At 45.3% G+C, this 17,608-nt stretch carries 11 protein-coding genes; all 11 read right to left on the bottom strand.

Annotated elements, in window-relative coordinates:
* A partial coding sequence (locus CA600_RS20990) for a hypothetical protein (protein ID WP_373455832.1) occupies positions 1–291 on the bottom strand: 291 nt, incomplete at its 3' end.
* Positions 292–548: 257 nt separating this feature from the next.
* Positions 549–2,513 carry a WG repeat-containing protein gene (locus tag CA600_RS20985; protein WP_094872603.1) on the bottom strand — a complete coding sequence of 655 codons (1,965 nt, stop codon included), beginning with the start codon at positions 2,511–2,513 and terminating at the stop codon, positions 549–551.
* Positions 2,514–3,101: 588 nt separating this feature from the next.
* On the bottom strand, positions 3,102–4,109 hold the full coding sequence (gene mglC, locus CA600_RS20980) for a galactose/methyl galactoside ABC transporter permease MglC (protein WP_094872601.1): 1,008 nt from the start codon (positions 4,107–4,109) through the stop codon (positions 3,102–3,104).
* 52 nt (positions 4,110–4,161) lie between these two features.
* Positions 4,162–5,673, bottom strand: a complete 1,512-nt coding sequence (locus CA600_RS20975) for a sugar ABC transporter ATP-binding protein (RefSeq protein ID WP_094872600.1) — start codon at positions 5,671–5,673, stop codon at positions 4,162–4,164.
* Between the two features lie 145 nt (positions 5,674–5,818).
* On the bottom strand, positions 5,819–6,895 hold the full coding sequence (locus CA600_RS20970) for a galactose ABC transporter substrate-binding protein (protein WP_094872599.1): 1,077 nt from the start codon (positions 6,893–6,895) through the stop codon (positions 5,819–5,821).
* Positions 6,896–7,143: 248 nt separating this feature from the next.
* Complete coding sequence (locus tag CA600_RS20965; protein WP_076284597.1) at positions 7,144–8,166, bottom strand: substrate-binding domain-containing protein; 1,023 nt, start codon at positions 8,164–8,166, stop codon at positions 7,144–7,146.
* Positions 8,163–9,992, bottom strand: coding sequence for a sensor histidine kinase (locus tag CA600_RS20960; protein WP_094872598.1), 1,830 nt, complete (start codon positions 9,990–9,992; stop codon positions 8,163–8,165). The genes CA600_RS20965 and CA600_RS20960 overlap by 4 nt, the downstream gene beginning before the upstream one ends.
* A gap of 2 nt (positions 9,993–9,994) precedes the next feature.
* Positions 9,995–11,647: a response regulator gene (locus tag CA600_RS20955; protein WP_094872597.1), complete on the bottom strand. Its 1,653-nt coding sequence runs from the start codon at positions 11,645–11,647 to the stop codon at positions 9,995–9,997.
* 345 nt (positions 11,648–11,992) lie between these two features.
* Positions 11,993–12,457 carry a GNAT family N-acetyltransferase gene (locus CA600_RS20950; protein ID WP_256989949.1) on the bottom strand — a complete coding sequence of 155 codons (465 nt, stop codon included), beginning with the start codon at positions 12,455–12,457 and terminating at the stop codon, positions 11,993–11,995.
* Positions 12,447–13,637 carry a formate-dependent phosphoribosylglycinamide formyltransferase gene (gene purT, locus CA600_RS20945; RefSeq protein ID WP_094872595.1) on the bottom strand — a complete coding sequence of 397 codons (1,191 nt, stop codon included), beginning with the start codon at positions 13,635–13,637 and terminating at the stop codon, positions 12,447–12,449. The genes CA600_RS20950 and purT overlap by 11 nt, the downstream gene beginning before the upstream one ends.
* Before the next feature lie 149 nt (positions 13,638–13,786).
* Positions 13,787–17,473 carry a dynamin family protein gene (locus CA600_RS20940; RefSeq protein ID WP_094872594.1) on the bottom strand — a complete coding sequence of 1,229 codons (3,687 nt, stop codon included), beginning with the start codon at positions 17,471–17,473 and terminating at the stop codon, positions 13,787–13,789.
* Between the last annotated feature and the right edge of the window lie 135 nt (positions 17,474–17,608).

Raw genomic sequence — 17,608 nt, 5'->3', positions numbered from 1 at the left:
AGTTACAGTAGTCGTATCCGAAGGCTTAGTAACCGGAGTTGCGGTAGATGTATCTTTATTTGGAACCGTTCCTGTTTGAGGCTTGGACACCACGATTGTGCTATTAAAAATAGGGAATCCCTGTAGGTTGGCTTGTTTTAGATATTGTAAAACTTGCTCATAGCTAGTACCTGATTTAATTACTGTTACTTCAGTTGAGGCCGCATTCGCTTCGAGTGGAAGTGAAATACTAAGGGCCATAACAGCTGCTACACTACCACCAATAATTGCTCTTAATCTCTTGTTCTTCATTCTGCCATCTCCTCTTTCTTGTGTGTAATATATGTTTCTGCTTAGAGTGACCAGCTACAAATGTTACAAAGTTGTAATTTGTTCCTCAGTCATTGTAGCATAATTCTATCAGCTGTGCTCTTCTAATTTTTAACATTTAATAGTCTTGACTGTAAGTTTTCTGAGTCTGAATGCATTAGATTTTCACGATAAAAAACAAAAAAAGTCGCCATTCTCGAGAGAATAGCAACTTCTAAGTGCTAATGGATATGAGGGAACTAGTGAAACGACTGCCAAAAGTCTCCCTCAGTAGAGATAAGTCCCATAATTTCCGCGTATGGAATACGGAAAGTGGGAAAACCCGCAACATAAGGAGCAATCTCATAAGGAGCAAAATAAAGATACAACGCTTCATTATCTACAAAGAAAGGCTGATCCGAGGTAATTCCTTTATACGTATCCGGAAAAACATAAGAGTATTGAGGGTCATTCTCAATCTGCTTTCCGACGATTTTACTTAGCTTCTCCACATATCTGCTTCCTGGCTTGAACAGATCACCCAGCTTATAGAACCTTCCATTTCGCAAATTAGTATGGGTATAGATTTTGGTAGGCATACCGTGGGCTGCTCCAAAAGGATATCGATAACCCGTTAATTCCAGCACTAGAAGGTTTTTGCGGAAAAAGGACACTGAAAAATCACCATTGTAACTGAAATCCTGTGTTGCTCCATTACTACCTGGGTCTTCGACTAGCGAAAGCTTCCGTAATTTATCATTAACCTCTCTAGAAACTTCCGCACTTGCAATTCCCTCAACAACCGGATAGTAAACCAGATAATCCCTGTTCGGTTTGTACTTCTTCTCTACTACGGAATATGGCGGTCTCAGTGGGATGACTCCATTTTGCCTCCAAATCTGTTTCCCTTGACGATCATAATATGCTGTACGTTGATCTATATCTGCTCTAATTAGGCGCCCACTGAGGGTAAGTGTTCCCGTCCCTTGAATAACTGGAGGCTGAGCTGCTCTTTTTCCAGTTCGATCTATAAAAAAAGTCTCCTTAGCATCATACACAGACGCCAGTCCGTCCTGATAATTATTCACACCAAGCAGGGTATGATTGCTCAGAATCGCTCCTGTCTCTGCATCAGCGATAATGTAACGTGAGCCTCGATAAGGTTGACTAGGGAATATTGGTGTTCCTATGGCTGCTCTGCCCTCACCAAGCTGCAGGACTTCATAATATTTCGCAGGGATGATCATTTTTCCTTGTTTATCAATCAGCCCATAGGCGTTGCCATAGTTCTCCGCGGTGTTCACCACTGCACGCCCCTCCGAAAAAGGTAAGGCAGAAGTGAATTGTGGCTGAATAGCTACTGTTCCATCAGTGTTTAAGTAACCGTACTTACCGTTCTCAGTCGCTTGATAGGAGAGCAGCCCATCACCCGGACTCCCTACGAATGGATGATTGTACGTATGCAGAATCTTCCCTTCAGGATCAATGAGTGCGTACTCCCCCTCTTTAATCTTGACTAAAGCCACACCATTCATGAAATCATTGGCATCCAAATAAATTGCAGGCAAAACCTCTTTGCCTTGCGCATCTACATACCCGTATAGGGATTGACCACCCGTTGTGTTTTGTTTCGAAAATAATGCAAGTCCCTCATGTAATGAGTTTAGATAATCATAACGGGCTGGAGTCACCTCTTTACCTTTTTCATCAATAAATGTGTACCCTTTCGCATCTGATACTACTGCGCGTCCTTCCGAAAAAGGGGCAATAAACGAGTAAATGGGCTTCACCCGCTCCCGTCCAGAGCTGTCGATCAGTCCGCTACTGTTTTTTCGTTGTACAATTGCTAGCCCATTTTTCTGAAAATCCTCAGCATATTCGTATCTAGGTTCAATCTGAACACGACCTTCGTCGTTAATATATCCCCAAAGCGTACCCTCTTTAAGATTAAAGGGCGCCGGATGCAGCCCAGTATTTCTTAATTCGTCGTCAACCCACTCCGGTAATACATACGGCGTCTCATAAGGCTTATTAGAGTAGTCTACACGATATAATCCCGCCTCTGCTGGGATCGTAACGAACAGCTCCTCTTCTGTACGTATGAAATCTTCTTCTTGCTGCGTAATATATTCGTTCCAGCCAATGCCGTCCCATCTCCATACATCCGCTTGCAACGGACCATTGTCATTCCCTTTCCCCAGCTCATTCAATCTAATCCTTAACATCCAGTCACTCCCCTTTAACAAAGGCATTTGCCTATAGAATATGGGAGAATGTTGGTTTATGTGATTTTGATCTTTTAGATGTTGATGAAGTTGAAAACGCATCAAGCGAGTTAGATGTGTCGATACTGGTTGCACGGTGGGTATTAGGCGGGAACAAAAACAATTACACTTCATTTAGCTCAATTCAGTCGATTATACGGGATTGATACCGTTCATTTACTACATTTCAAACAAAAACGAGTACAGTGTCAGCGTATAATATAGGTTGGTCTTAACCGTGGAAGTCGGGGTAGGACTATCGGCGGCAGTAGGCGATAATGTTTGTGCGATATTGGTTGTGACAGTGCAAAGCCATTGAAAGAGACATGCCAAAAAGCGTTTGCGGTAACTAGCAAACGCTTCTTCTGTCTTACCCCAGCGAGGTGATAATGAGAACAGAGAGGAACTTTGGAGCTGTAGAAACAAATGGGTCACCTTTGTTCTCAGATTCCAGCCGCTAACGCGGTATCAATCAAGGAATCTGAGAATAACAGCGATCGTAAGCCCAATATTTCCCGGAGTTAGCCCTTAATCACCCCGCGACCATGACTACTTCTTCGAAGAGTACTTCCGCATATCAAATGCGACTGCGGCTATAATGATCAAACCTTTGATAATTAACTGATAGTACGGGCTAATGCCGATAAAGGTCAGACCGTAGTTAATGAGAGTAAAGATGATAACCCCCACTAGAACACCCGGCACAGTACCAATGCCCCCGGTTGTAGATACGCCACCGACTACACAAGCTGCAATGGCATCAAGTTCATACATGTTACCGTAGTTATTAGTTGCTCCACCTGTTCTAGCAGCTTCCAGAACGCCTGCCAGACCATATAGCGCACCAGCAATAGCATAGATATAAATCAGGTTCTTGGAAACATCGATACCGGATACTTTAGCCGCCTGCATATTTCCGCCAATAGCGTACATGTTCTTACCCAGCTTGGTTTTATTGAATACCACCCAAACAATGGCGGCGACCGCCAGGGCTATGAGAACAATGTATGGTACTGAATATTTGCCGCTCCCGATGAAGCCGGACCCGATTTTGGTAAAATCAGGACGCAGACCGCCGATTGGCTGGGATTGGTTCGGGTCCATATCGAAGTACAGGGAGTTCAGCCCGTACACGATGAGCATTGTACCCAGGGTAGCTATAAATGGCGGAACGTGAAGCTTGGAAACGACAATACCATTGATAAGTCCACAGAGAAGACCAGCAATGATAGCAATTGCTATAGGAAGGATTACTTCCACTTGCGGAAGATCTGGAAAAAAACGACGGGAATAGTCTGGGATTTGCAGCATCGAAGCGGAGATAACCGCCGTAAAACCAACCACCCGTCCGGCGGACAAGTCAGTCCCTGCCGTAATAAGGATAAAGGCAACCCCAAGCGCGATGATAACGCGTGTAGACGACTGAATCAGTACGTCACGCAAGGTGTTGATGGACATAAAGTTTGGATCGTATATGATGATCCCCATAATCAGCAGTACCAGCACGATGTAAATCGCGTTTTGAGTCACAAAGGATTGAGCTTTTTTAACGTTCATTTGTAGTGATCCCCCTTAAAATTACGCAAGCATATTCTCCTATCCTTACTCCTTAATGCTGTGCAGCGAGACGCATAACTTCGGTTTCCGTAGCTTGCTCGCCTTCTAATATTCCTGTAAGCCGTCCTTCCGACATGACCATTACACGGTCAGACATTCCGAGCAGCTCCGGCATTTCAGAGGAGATCATAATGATACTCTTCCCTTGCTGGGCCAAGTCAGCAATTATGGAGTAAATCTCGAATTTAGCCCCTACGTCGATACCGCGAGTCGGCTCGTCCAGAAGCAGGATTTCGGGCTCAGTAAGCAACCATCTGGCGAGCAGCACCTTTTGCTGATTACCACCAGAAAGATTCATGATTAGCGTTTTGGTTGTAGGTGTTTTAGTTCGTAATTTTTCAATCATTTTATCTACTTCAACTTTTTTCTTCTTGCTATTCAGCAGGAGGTACGGTTTTTGGTAACGATGTAGATTAGCAATCGCACCATTCTCATGGACAGATAAAACTGGGAAAATTCCTGTTACACGACGTTCTTCGGTAAGCAAAGCCATTCCGTGTTTCTTAGCATCCTTCGGAGAATTGATAGTAACCTCCTTGCCTTTAATAGAGATCGTTCCGGATTTCAAGGCTCGCAGACCGAACAACGCCTCAATGACCTCAGTTCTCTGGGCACCTACCAGACCCCCAATACCAAGGACCTCTCCACGTCTTAATTCGAAAGACACATCTTTAAATGATCTTTCCTCAGGGGAGGTTAAGCCTTCCACCTTCATGTATACTTCACCAGGTACGTTGAAGCGCTCAGGAAAACGGCTGGTCAAATCACGGCCCACCATTTTGGAAATGATAATATCTGTAGTTAATTCCTCTGCTGGCCAGGTTCCGATTTTTTTACCGTCACGCATAATAGTAACTTCATCAGAGATGGCAAGAATCTCTTCCATTTTGTGAGATATATAGATAATAGCTACGCCTCTACTTCTGAGATCCCGTATGATCCGGAATAAATGTTCCACCTCCACACTGGTTAGGGAAGAAGTGGGTTCATCCATTACAATAACTCGGGAGTGAAAAGAGACAGCCTTCGCAATTTCAATGGATTGGATTTTGGATACGGAAAGCTTACCCACTAATGTTTCGGGATTCAGATCGATATCCAGATCTTTAAACAAATTTTCCGTGTCAGTGAACATTTTCTTATGGTCGATAAACTGAATCGGTCCGATTCCCTTCGTTGGAAAACGTCCTAGCCAGATATTCTCCATAACACTTCGGAACGGCACGGGATGCAGCTCCTGGTGAATCATCGATATACCGCTTTTTAACGCATCATTTGAACTGCTGATGGATGCCTTCTCGCCATCCAAAAAGATCTCACCGGCATCCGGTGAATAAATACCAAAGAGACATTTCATAAGTGTAGACTTACCTGCACCATTCTCGCCCATAAGGGCATGCACCGAACCCGGTCTGACCTTTAAACTAACATCATCCAGCGCTTTGACGCCGGGGAATTCTTTCGTAATATTGTTCATTTCCAGCAAAAACTCAGCTTTTTCCATGTTGTTACGCCCCCTACGCTTTTTTTCTTTTTTATGAGAGGCACAGCGGTTCCATCCTGTTCCCTGCCTAAAAGAAATACCGAGGAGCGGTTATCCGCTCCCCGTGCTGTCATATGATCATGAGTAACTCTGTAGCCGAGGTTAATTACTTAGCGTCAGCTATGTTGTCTTTCGTAATCTTTTTGTAGGAAATCCATACGTATTGGTTATCAGTGATATCAAAACCCACATTATCTTTCGTAGGCGTTTCGCCTTTAGCAAGCAGAGCGGCAACTGTGATAGCAGCCTTACCTTGGTTATTCGCATCATTCAGCACCGTTCCAAGCATTGTTCCATCTTCCAGCGCTTGAATCGCAGGAGCAGTTGCATCCACACCTACTACCGGCATAAATTTGTCACCTGTAAAGTAACCTGAAGCTTTCAGAGCTTCGATTGCACCGAGGGCCATATCATCGTTGTTAGCAAGAACAGCTTCAATTTTGTCGCCGTGGGAGCCAAGGAATGCAGCCATTTTTTCTTGTCCTTTTACGCGATCCCACATTGCTGTATCTTCAGCCAGTTTCTCCACCTTGATTCCTGCATCTTCGATAGCTTGAATAGAGTAAGTAGTACGAAGCTCAGCATCTTGGTGTCCTGGTTCGCCTTTTAGCATTACATATTGGAGAACTCCGTCGCCGTTCTTGTCCGCTTCAGGATGCGCTTTCCAGTAGTCAACAATCAGTTGGCCGGACATTGTACCGGACTCTTCTGCTTTCGCACCTACATAATAAACCTTATCCCATTTCTTCATATCTTCAGGAAGCGGTTCGCGGTTAAGGAATACCACTGGAATGTTTGCTGTTTTTGCTTTTTCGATAATGACGCCAGCAGCTGTACGGTCAACTGGGTTAATCAGCATTCCGTTATATTTTTTAGTGATGAATAAGTCAACCTTATCATTTTGTGTTGGTTGTGAATTTTGGCTATCTACGATATCTACTGTAGCGATGCCTTTAGCAGCACTATCGATAGCGTTACGAACACCTGTCATAAAAGTATCGTCAAATTTGTAAATGGCGACCCCAACTTTAGGCGTTTCTGTTGTAGTGCCCGAGTTCTCAGTCTTTGGAGCGTTAGTTGCCTTGTCTGCAGCACTATCTGTAGTTTTGTTGTTGCCACCACAGCCTGTCAGAGCAGCACCCAGCAAAGCACTAGCTAATAGAACGGAAGTGATTTTTTTCATAATTCATTGACCTCCTATTTATACTTCTTTTTTATTTGCCCCTGATCGTCTCGGGTACATCCATATTATGCAACACCTGAAAACGCTTGCGAATATAAAATCCTACTCATTACTATAAAAATTCTAATGAACCCAAGAAGAAATATAAGGATGATTTTCATTTAAAATTTATACTTTCTTATCTTCTAAAATAAAAAACGAATACCGCCCCATTCAAGGATGGTATCCGTTTCACGTTAAATCAACATCTATCTAACAAATGGAAATAACAGCTTTTGATTCTCAGGCCACAACATATTGTCCAAATCAATTAGCTTTGTTCCTGTATCGACGCGTTCTGGTACATCAATTCCTTCGATCACTTCAACGGCATGTTTTACAGCCAAATACCCGTTGCTAAAAGGATTCTGTATCACTGTTGCTTGAACAGTACCGTCCTGCAGCAATTCCATCATGGAAGGAGAGCTATCAAAGGCTACCATTTTAATATTTTGCAGCCCCCGACTTTGGATAGCCATTGCAGCCCCTTGTGAAGCAGTTTCATTCAGGCTCGCAATTCCTCGAAGATTCGGATGCTTCAGCAGCATCAGTTGTGTAAGATCTTCTGCATCCTTAATACTGGAGGTCGTGTATGAAATCTCAACCACCTGTATATTCGGATAACGCGCAGTGTAATTTAAAAATCCCTTCTCCCGCTCCTCCGCGTCTCTTGCCCCATACTCAATGCCGTTAGAAGACTCCAGCTTCTCACTCTGCGTTGAATTGGTGAAGTTAATAATGCCCACCTCGCCGTAACCTTTTAACAGCTTGATCAGCCGTTCTGCAGATTTTTGACCCGCCTCATAGCCGTTCGAGCCAATATATGTCCTTACTCTTGCTGAACCTACTTCCGCATCTACGGATATCACAGGGATTTTAGAATAAGCAGCCTGATCTACAACCTGAGCAAGCCCCATGTAACTACTTGCAGCTAAAATAATCACGTCTGCTTTTTCTTTAATGGAGTCCTGCACCATTTTCACCTGTTCTGTGATGTCACTCTCAGAGTCCGGGGCTTTAAAGGTTAATTTAACGTTGAATTCCTGTGCTGCAGCTTCTGCTCCCAATTTAACCGTATTCCAGTAATCGCCCCTGTTCATTTTCACAATGAGATGAATATTACGGGTCTTATTTGTATTGATGTAATTGGGTGCTGAATTAAAACAAGAGGTAACTGTAGTCCATAACACCGCACACATTAACAAAGTTAGCCAAAAACGAAAGGTTTTCATGACGATGTCTCATCCTCCTTAAGCCCTTCACTGCCTTCGACTTTTGCTAATGCCGGGAAGATAAAGGTAACCGTAGTGCCTTCTTCAATTTCACTTTCAAAAGAAAGTCCATATTCACGGCCATAGTACAACTCAATACGCTCGTTCACATTTCTTACGCCTACCCCGGAACCACTCATACTCTTACTGCCGCCTGTCAAAATAACCTTCATAGTCTCCTTGGACATTCCTAATCCATTATCACTAATCCGTATGATGACAAGATTGTCCTTCAGTTCTGCTTGGATAGAGATAAAACCTTCATCAGGCATCATTTCTATTCCGTGATACAAGGCATTCTCTACAATAGGCTGCAAAATCAGCTTAATCGTCTGACACTGCAGTACCTCATCCTGTGCAATGATCTCGTAGCGGAATTTATTTTTAAAACGAAAGCTCTGAATGACGAGATAATGACGAATATGATCAAGCTCTTCCTGCACGGTAATCATATTATTCCCTTTGCTTAGACTGATCCGGAAAAACTTAGATAAAGACTGAATCATTGTAACGACCTCCTCCGTCTTACCACGCTCAGCAAGCCGGATCACAGAGTTCAAGGTATTGTACAAAAAGTGTGGATTAATCTGGGATTGCAGAACTTCAAGCTCACCCTTACGTTTCGTCTCTTGTTCATAAATAATTTGATCCATCAATTGACGAATACGCTGCAGCATGAGGTTAAAGCGTTTAGACAACTGTTCTACCTCATAGGCGCCACTTACATCGATTCGAGTATTAAGATCCCCTTCTCCTACCTGCTGAAGTGTCCGTTCCAGCTTACGGATCGGGCGGGCAATCCGCGCAGACAAAAAGACAGATACGATAATTACACATAAAATAACTACCGCTAAGAACCAGGATAAAAAGGTGTTCAGATCACGCTTGGTGGTCACGATCTCGTCATAATAAGCAACACCTACTATTTTCCACCCAGTCTGTTTTAGCGTTCGTACTGTAATAAATCGTTTTTCACCTGTAGATTCATCCAAATAACTACGATAAGCATATTCCAATACCGGCTCCACATTCTCATACTTTAAACCAGCATAAATAAGCTGCTGCTGCGGATGATACACGATGTTGCCTAATTGATCGAGGATGTAAGCGTATCCTCTTTTACCAAGCTTAACCTGCTTACTCAGCTCATCTATAGTGCGAAAGTTAAAATCCATAAGAAGGATACCCGTTTTTAGTACTCCCTTCTCCTGATATTGAATGAGTTTACTGATCGACACGACCCAAATATATTGACCTTTAAACAAGTTCTGAATATGGGGCGCCGAATAGGAGATCTCAGATGTTCTTTTGGCCGTTGTAAACCAGCTCTGGGTTTCTAACTGTGTGTTGCTGCGCAGTTTCTGTCCTGCTGTACCCACGACGTATTTCCCCTGTGGTGTAAAAACCGCTGCAGAAACCAGATCCTCTCTACTTCCCATTAACATGGCCATTCTTTCCATCAATAAAGCAGAGTCTACAGAGGGACTATTCGTAATTTGATCTTCTGCAGTTTCAAAAATATTTCGCATTCCTTTAACATAAAGCTCCAAATTGTAGTTCACTTGCTCAATAATCTGCTGCATATTCATATTGGCATTCTCTTCTGCTGTCTTCGCAAACTTGTTATACAGCATAAGGCTGACAACGACGGCTACAAGAACGGCAACGGATGTAAAAGTGAGCGTAATCGTTACTTGAATACTACGCAGCTTAGAGGACAATCGACGTTTCCCCCCTTTTGAATGCTGCGGCCGCAGTCGAAAAGAATAGGGCTTTTCTTGCCGCATAACTACCCTCCTCTGGAGCTATTTTTATACTCTTTGGGAGACTGACCATATTTTTTACGGAAGCAGAAGCTGAAATAGTTAGGATCAGCAAAGCCAATTTTCTCGGCGATTTCAAAAGCCTTAAGTTCCGTGGAGCGTAAAAGTTCCTTTGCTGCCTCTAATCGGATTTGCAAGAGATAACTAACAAAAGTCATCTTCATTTCCTTCTTAAAAATGCTGCTAAAATAGCCTGTACTGATATGTAAATGCTGACAGACCTTTCCGATAGAAATATCCGATTCCTCATAATGGCTACGGATGTAATCTTTAGCTTCATCAATGAGCAGCTTATAGCTAGATTGGCGTTCTAAAGCAATGGAGTCCATTAGCCGGCTGCAGATGGTAATAATCCACTGCTTGGCTTCACTCATACTATTGAATTTATTCATCTCAGTTAATGAGGAAATGCCAGATCCAACGAACTTAGCAGCATCACTACCGGACTCTTTGGCTACACGCAGGATAGATGTAATAATCTCCAGCAAAAAAATCTGATAATCCTGAGTAGATACCTGCTCAGCATTCAATCCGCCAAATAACTCCTCCACGACCTCCTTAAGCTCCTGTACGGTTCCCATCTTAATCGTTCGGATTAAGGACTGCTGGGTCAATTCATCATAGGCCAAGAGTGTATTCGAACGTGACTCCACATCCTCGATCCAAATGACTCTGTTATTGCCAAGAATGAGGCGATAATCTAACGCTTGCATGGCATCTCCAAAGGAGTTAAATAGCATAGCAGGCGAGTGACAAACCGTTCCAGAACCAGCGGTAACCGTTAGCTTAAGAAACCGCTGCACATTGTGGCGGATTTCTTCTAGAATTTCAAAAGTTCTCCCCGTGATTTCAGTTTCTTCTCCTGCATCACAAATGGAAAGAAGCACTACCTCATCACGATGGATAAACACCCTGCCCAAATTATGCTTATTACATAATTCTTCCGCAATATTCAGCACAGCGAAGAGCTGTAAATTTCTCTCTCCCGTATCTCGCAAAGAAATTTGCTTACCTCCGGTAAGGTTAACGGTTTCCCGTTCTGGACGAATATAATCCACACTAATTACCGAGGCTTGGAACCATTTCCCATGTAGATCTATTCCGTATTCCGAACTTTTCTCGTTTATTTCATTCATTCGTAACTTGCGTGAAACTAGTGAAGATAAAAACTGCTCACGCAGCACAGGCAGACTTTTTCGATAATGCTCACTGAGTACAAAAACATTCTCTTTCTCTGCGATTTCAGCCTCTATAGTGCCCCTGACCTTTAGCAGAACATCAATCAACTCCTGTGAAGAAAACGGTTTCAAAATATATTCATCGATTTGCAGTTTAATCGCCTTCTGTGCATATTCAAATTCATCATACCCTGTCAAAATAATGATCTTGGTATTAGGATGCCGCTCGCGAATCCATTCCGCCAGCTGCAGCCCGTTCATAAAAGGCATTTGAATATCAGTCACCACTACATCCGGGAGCAAACGATCTATCGCATCCGCTGCCTCTCGTCCATTCTCCGCCTGTTCTACAATTTCGAAGCCAAAGTGCTCCCAATCAATCTGACTGATGACCCCTTCCCTTACATCTTCTTCATCTTCAGCAAGAATTAACTTGTACATCTCTCATCCCTCTTTGAAAACGATTTATTTAACTGTCATAAAATTCATTCTATATGATTCAAACTATTCCATCTATGGTTAGTTATTTAGATCGATTTATTATAAATTAAAAGAATTGGTCTATTAACTGCATAAGGCAGTCAGAGGATTATAAAATTCGGAGTATAAGTGAGCGGAAATCCGGAATAAAAGCGACATGAAAGATAGCGTCGTATGGATATAAATACTGGGTATGAAGATTAGAGGGATTATGTTCTCGGCTCATATCCTTGATCGTTCCTTATATTTACATAAAAAAAACCATCCCGCCGTAGCTGGGATGGGGATGATCGGAACCTATAAGTATTATAGCAACGCTTTGTTAAAGCGATAGCCTGCTGTCTTTTCGAAACCTAGATGACGATAAAAGGAATGTGCCGGTGCGCGCTCTACGCGGTTACCACTTCTCAAGAAGAGCTGACAGCAACCTTGCTCACGTGCCCATTCTTCAGCTGCGGCCACAAGTCTTTTACCGAGTCCGTTTCCTCTGAGTTCTTCTGATACGATAAGTGCAGTAATCTCAGTGATACAATCTGTCTGTTTGTAATACGAGATTACCTGTCTAAGACCGACCATTCCCACAACTTCATTGTTTAGTTCTGCAACAAGCGTGCATTGGAGATGGTTATTCTCCATGCTTTCAAGTCTCTCTTTCATCACGCTAAGCGTTGTTGGATAGCCGAATTCACGCAGAAGCGCTGTCACTCTCTCCAGATCATTCAAGCCGCATTTGCGAATTTCCAGTACAGGTGCCATGGTACTACTGTTCATCCTCATTTACCTCCACTTTTAGCATAGACGCTGCCTGCTTGGCTACCGTCCGCGCGATTTCCACATTTTCCGCCGCACTTAACGCTACAGCCATCCGCCGCCCTGGACGGACTTCTGGTTTACCAAACACCCGAACCTGAGTCCTAGGTAGTTCCAAAGCTTCACCAATTCCGGTCACAACAAAAGCTCGTCCTTCTCCTTCAGCCTTCAGCGTAGCTGAGGCACCTGGTGTCAATAATTGTACTGACTGGACTGGAAAACCAAGAATAGCTCTGACATGCACTGCAAATTGAGATAAATCCTGCGTGGCCATCGTTACCATCCCCGTATCATGAGGCCTAGGGGACACTTCACTAAACAATACGCCTCGATCCGTCAAGAAAAGCTCCACTCCAAAAATACCGAAACCTCCGAGCTGATCGGTAACTGCTTTGGCAATAGACTGAGCTTCATCAAGAAGTTCCGCCTTCATAAAGTGAGGCTGCCATGATTCGACATAATCCCCATCCTTCTGAATATGCCCAATAGGTGGACAAAATATCGTGCCAGCCACGGACCGCACCGTCAAAAGTGTAATCTCGCTTTCAAAGGTAACGAATGCCTCTACGATAACACGAGTCCCTTTAGCTCTCGCTCCATCCAAAGCAGTGTTCCAGCATTCTTCCGCATCCTCCGGTCTTTTGCAAACACTCTGACCTTTGCCGGAAGAACTCATAATCGGCTTGATGACACAAGGAGTACCTAGTTCTGCAACGGCTTGACGAAGTTCTTCCAGACTATCTGCAAAACGATAATCCGCTGTTGGCAATCCAAGTTCTTCAGCAGCAAGTCGGCGAATGCCTTCTCTGTCCATGGTTAAACGAGCCGCTCGTGCGGTCGGAACAACGAAGAAACCTTCCTCTTCAAGCTCTTGAAGGGCATGAGTAGCGATTGCTTCAATCTCCGGAACAATAACATCCGGTTTCTCTGAGCGAATAAGCGTTTTAAGCGCTTCTGCATCCAGCATATCAATAACATGTGAACGATGAGCTACACCCATCGCTGGTGCATCGCTATAACGGTCTACAGCTACGGTCTCTACGCCAAGACGTTGAGCTTCGATTATGACTTCCTTACCCAGTTCCCCGCTGCCCAGTAGCAGCAGCTTGCGGCTTTGAGCTGAAAAAGGAGCTCCCCACATTGTCGATTTCAACCTCTTTCGGCAAATTGACTATCTCGTTTCCATAAATTTCTGAAAACAAAACAGTTTCATTGTATATTTTCAGGCTTCTTTATTTTCATCCATCATACGCCAGATTGCAAGTGTTCTTCGACAATTTCCTACAAATTTCAAAGATTTTTGTCTAATCTATCAACGAAAGATTGTTCCAAGATAGATAATTGGTGACCTAGTTGACCCCAATGATCTGCGGATTCACCCCCTTTAAGGAGATCTAACATCGCTTTCTCTTGCTCCGCTAACCCTTCTTGTAGGCGAACTGCAGCAACCTTTAATTCTCTGGCTATGCAATCGACATAATGCGCAAGCAATTTTTTCTTCTGCTCTGCCGCCGCAACATTAACAGCTTCTTTCACAAGAGGCTCGGCCGCACCTTTGACTTGCTCCCGACCGGCCCCCTCAAAGAAATAGCGAGGAGATTTGAAATGTCCCCATAAGGTTGACCATTCCACGCCCTGAAGCTGGCATTCCAGCTCACTAGGAGAAGGCCATGCTGCTTCTTCATTCTCCGTCAGATGAAACTCTTGAGTAGAGAAAAACAGCTCAGTAGCCGCCGCTTCAGCCGCTTCATGAACAAGTCTGCGCCCGGTACTTTCTAGTCGCAGCGTTGTCGCCCATAGCTCTTGCTCCAATTCACGCTTAGTGGTACGCATCAGCTCTGCACCACACGCAGCGAAGATAGCTTTTAAATTCCCTGCGTCCTCACGTAATAATGAGGGGTGGAAAGATTCCTGAAAATTTCTGGTGAAGGAGAAGCTAATCCGTTGACAGACATGATAGATCAGCTCCTCACCTTCATGAACAAGATCTCTGCTAGGACGTTCTTCTGTCTCTAATAGGGAAAGTCTCTTCATAGCTAGCTGACGACGTTCTTGCATTTCTTTTAATCCTGCTTCACGCTCGTTTGCCGCCATGGAAGCGAGATTCTGCCACTCTTCCGCCCTGCGGCGAACAGATGCGATGCTCTCTGCTGCTGCGTTAAGTGAAAGCTGAGGAAGTTCATCTCCCGCAAAACTTGATAAGGCTTGCTCAAAATGATGGAAACGGGAAGCCTCATAGCGATCATAATCATGCTGAGTTTTGCCTTCCAAAGCAAGCAAGCTAGAGAGTGCATAAATTCTCGGCGAGCGTAAGCCACCTGCACGTAAATTTTGAGCAACATGCTCTCGAACCTCTTCCAGTTCATCTTCGCCTGAAGCAAGATCGGAAGCATTGATAATAAAGAACATTTTATCAAGTGCAAAGCTATCTTTAATTCGCCCCAGCTGCGCAAGCAGACCTCGGTCTGCTTTTGAAAAGGCGTGGTTGTAATAGGTAACAAAACAAATCGCGTCTGCATTTTTCATGTAATTAAAGGTTACGCCGGTATGACGAGCATGCAATGAGTCGGCTCCTGGTGTATCCACGAGGACAATTCCGCTTTCGGTCAATGGACAGGCATAATACAAATCAATCCCCTGCACAAAACAGGCCCGGGTCTCCTCTGCTACAAGGCCTCGGTATTCTTCTAAATCAACAGTTCGCACCGTTCCCAGCAAGGGCTCAGCTTCTGCCCAGCCAGCCGCTGCTGCTCTTAGAAATCCAGCGTGTGGCAACGCAGAGGGATGAACTCCCCGTGCTGGCAAACTTGCCAGAACTGTTGTCCATGAGTTTTGCTGTGGTTCGCCTAGTTGCAGCACACTGAAGGAATGGCAGATGTCATCCCAGAAATCTGCCATGGTCTTCATTGTGACAACCGCGGTGGCATGGCGGAAGTCACCTTCCGGCGCCAATATGCGGTTGACCGCAGCCGTGGCGGGATGTGGAGACACGGGCAGCACTTCTTCGCCGAGCAAAGCGTTGGCGAAGGAAGATTTACCCGCGCTGAATGCACCGAACAGCGCAAGGGTAAAACGGCCGCCGGCGAGATCCTCCGCCCGTGCGGCCAAGCTCCGCGCCGCCGATGCCATCGCTGGCTCGCGGCGCAGCAGCTCTGCCGCAGCCGCCAGCGCGTCAGCGGCTGCCGATAGCCGGCGGCGTCCGCCCGCCGGCGAAGCCGTACCCGCCGCCCAGCTTGTGGCGGCGGCACTTCCAGCCGCGACGCTTTGCAGCGGCTGAGCCTCCCGCGGTGCGGCGCTCTGCGCAGCCGCACGCGGGGTGACCCTCACCTCCGGCAGGATGCCGGGGGTGAGGGGCCGGCGCGGCGGCAGCAGCGCCGCGAGCTCGTGCGCGCGGGCGTCTGCCGCGCGGTCCAGGGCGGCGAGCGCAGCTACGGCGCGCACCTGCCGCGAAAGTGCCTGTTCGCGGCGCTGGAGTTCGGCACGCTGCTCATCCATGAGCGGTGGCAGCTTCGCTAACAGATCATCGCTCACCGCTAACGCGGCACGGCGGAACTGGCTCTTAATATCAGCCGCAAGTGTGCGGCAGAAATTGAGCAGTGCCTCGCCGCTATACCCCGTTCCCGGCTTAACTGCAGCCGCCAGCCACTCCTGGCTCACCGCCGGGAATCCTTGCTTCAGAGTCGTCTCCGCCTCCTCCTTCCACAGCCCGAGATTCTCCGCCCAATCACGTACCAGTTGAATCAAATGCCATTCCAGCTGGGCGGAAACCTCTCGGGTCAACAGTCCTTGCCAGACTGCCAGTCGTTTACTTTGTTCCTTCTCCCGCCGTGCAGCCGTAGAGAATAACCCTAACCGAAACGTAGGGCTGGCACTTTCCATGTAGCTTCCCGACGCCTCTCTTACATCTGCAGGCATTAGATTAGCATTATTAAGTAAGGTGTCTAGGCCAGTTCGCAAGCTCGCCCGTGACTGCTGAGGCAACCCCTCAAGTCGTTCCTTCTCTTCTTCGAGTGACTTCAGTTCATACGTCACAGTCTCTGCATTCGTACCTTCTAGTTCTTCAAGGAGAGCCGCTCTTTCCTCCTGCTGATCTTCACGGAATGCAGTTAGAGAAGAATCCGCTGTATGATGAATAGAGCGAGACAAGCTATATTGAAGTAGCTGTTCCTTTTGTTCCAACAGTTCGGTTATAAGGCTGAGTAGCTGATCCCAATGATTAAGAGGATGCTCTTTCTTTTTGAGAGAGGTGAATAGAATTCCCGCACAATGAATCCCCCATTGTTCAAAAGCATTTTCAAGCTGACGTTTATATTCCTCAATGGAAATCTCTTGTTCCCTGTGCTTGTCGATCTGATTCACAATCAGATACAAAGGTTTACCCCAGTCACTAAGATTTTTGGCAAAGGCCAAATTATTCTCTGACTGTACATGGTTATAATCCATTACATAAAATACGACATCAGCTAAATGCAGCGCGGAGCGGGTCGCCGCCTGATGACCATCATCCGTCGAATCTACACCAGGTGTATCCAATAGTACGCCATCCTTGCCTAGCAGTGGTATCTCATTCCACACTTCAATTGCGGAATATTCACCACCATTCCGACAGTATTCCTGTAATCTTTCTGGAGTTGTCTCTATAGGAGCAGGATCATTTTTACTTCCTTCAACTCTAGGATAAATAAGCACTCGTGGAACTCCACTGCGAATAGAGACAATATTCGCACTAGTCGGCACAGGTCCAGAAGGCAGCACTGAACTGCCGCAAAGAAGATTGATCATACTGGATTTCCCTGCCGAAAAATGTCCGCAAAAAGCAAGGGTCAGCTCATTCCCACCCTCTTTATGTTGTAAATCTTCATATATACGTTCAGAGCCTTCATCACCCCAGCGATGCATTAATCCACGCAACTGGAAAAGCAGCGATGCCGTTTCACTTAATGTCTCTTTCTCGATTCTAACCTGTTCCGCTCTCACTGACTCTCCACCTCCACTGTTACCATCTAATCATGCTTTGATCCGTAGACGTTTATGCTTATGCAATGTTTATACAGGTGTAATTTCTTTGATGTCACGCAGAACCTTTTTTTATAAATAATAATTACAGTTTAT

Source organism: Paenibacillus sp. VTT E-133280 (assembly GCF_002264385.1).
In the GTDB taxonomy this organism is placed as follows: Bacteria; Bacillota; Bacilli; order Paenibacillales; family Paenibacillaceae; genus Paenibacillus_AQ; species Paenibacillus_AQ nitricinens.
Note: the sequence above shows the minus strand (reverse complement) of the source record. Positions and strands in the feature narration are given on the sequence as shown.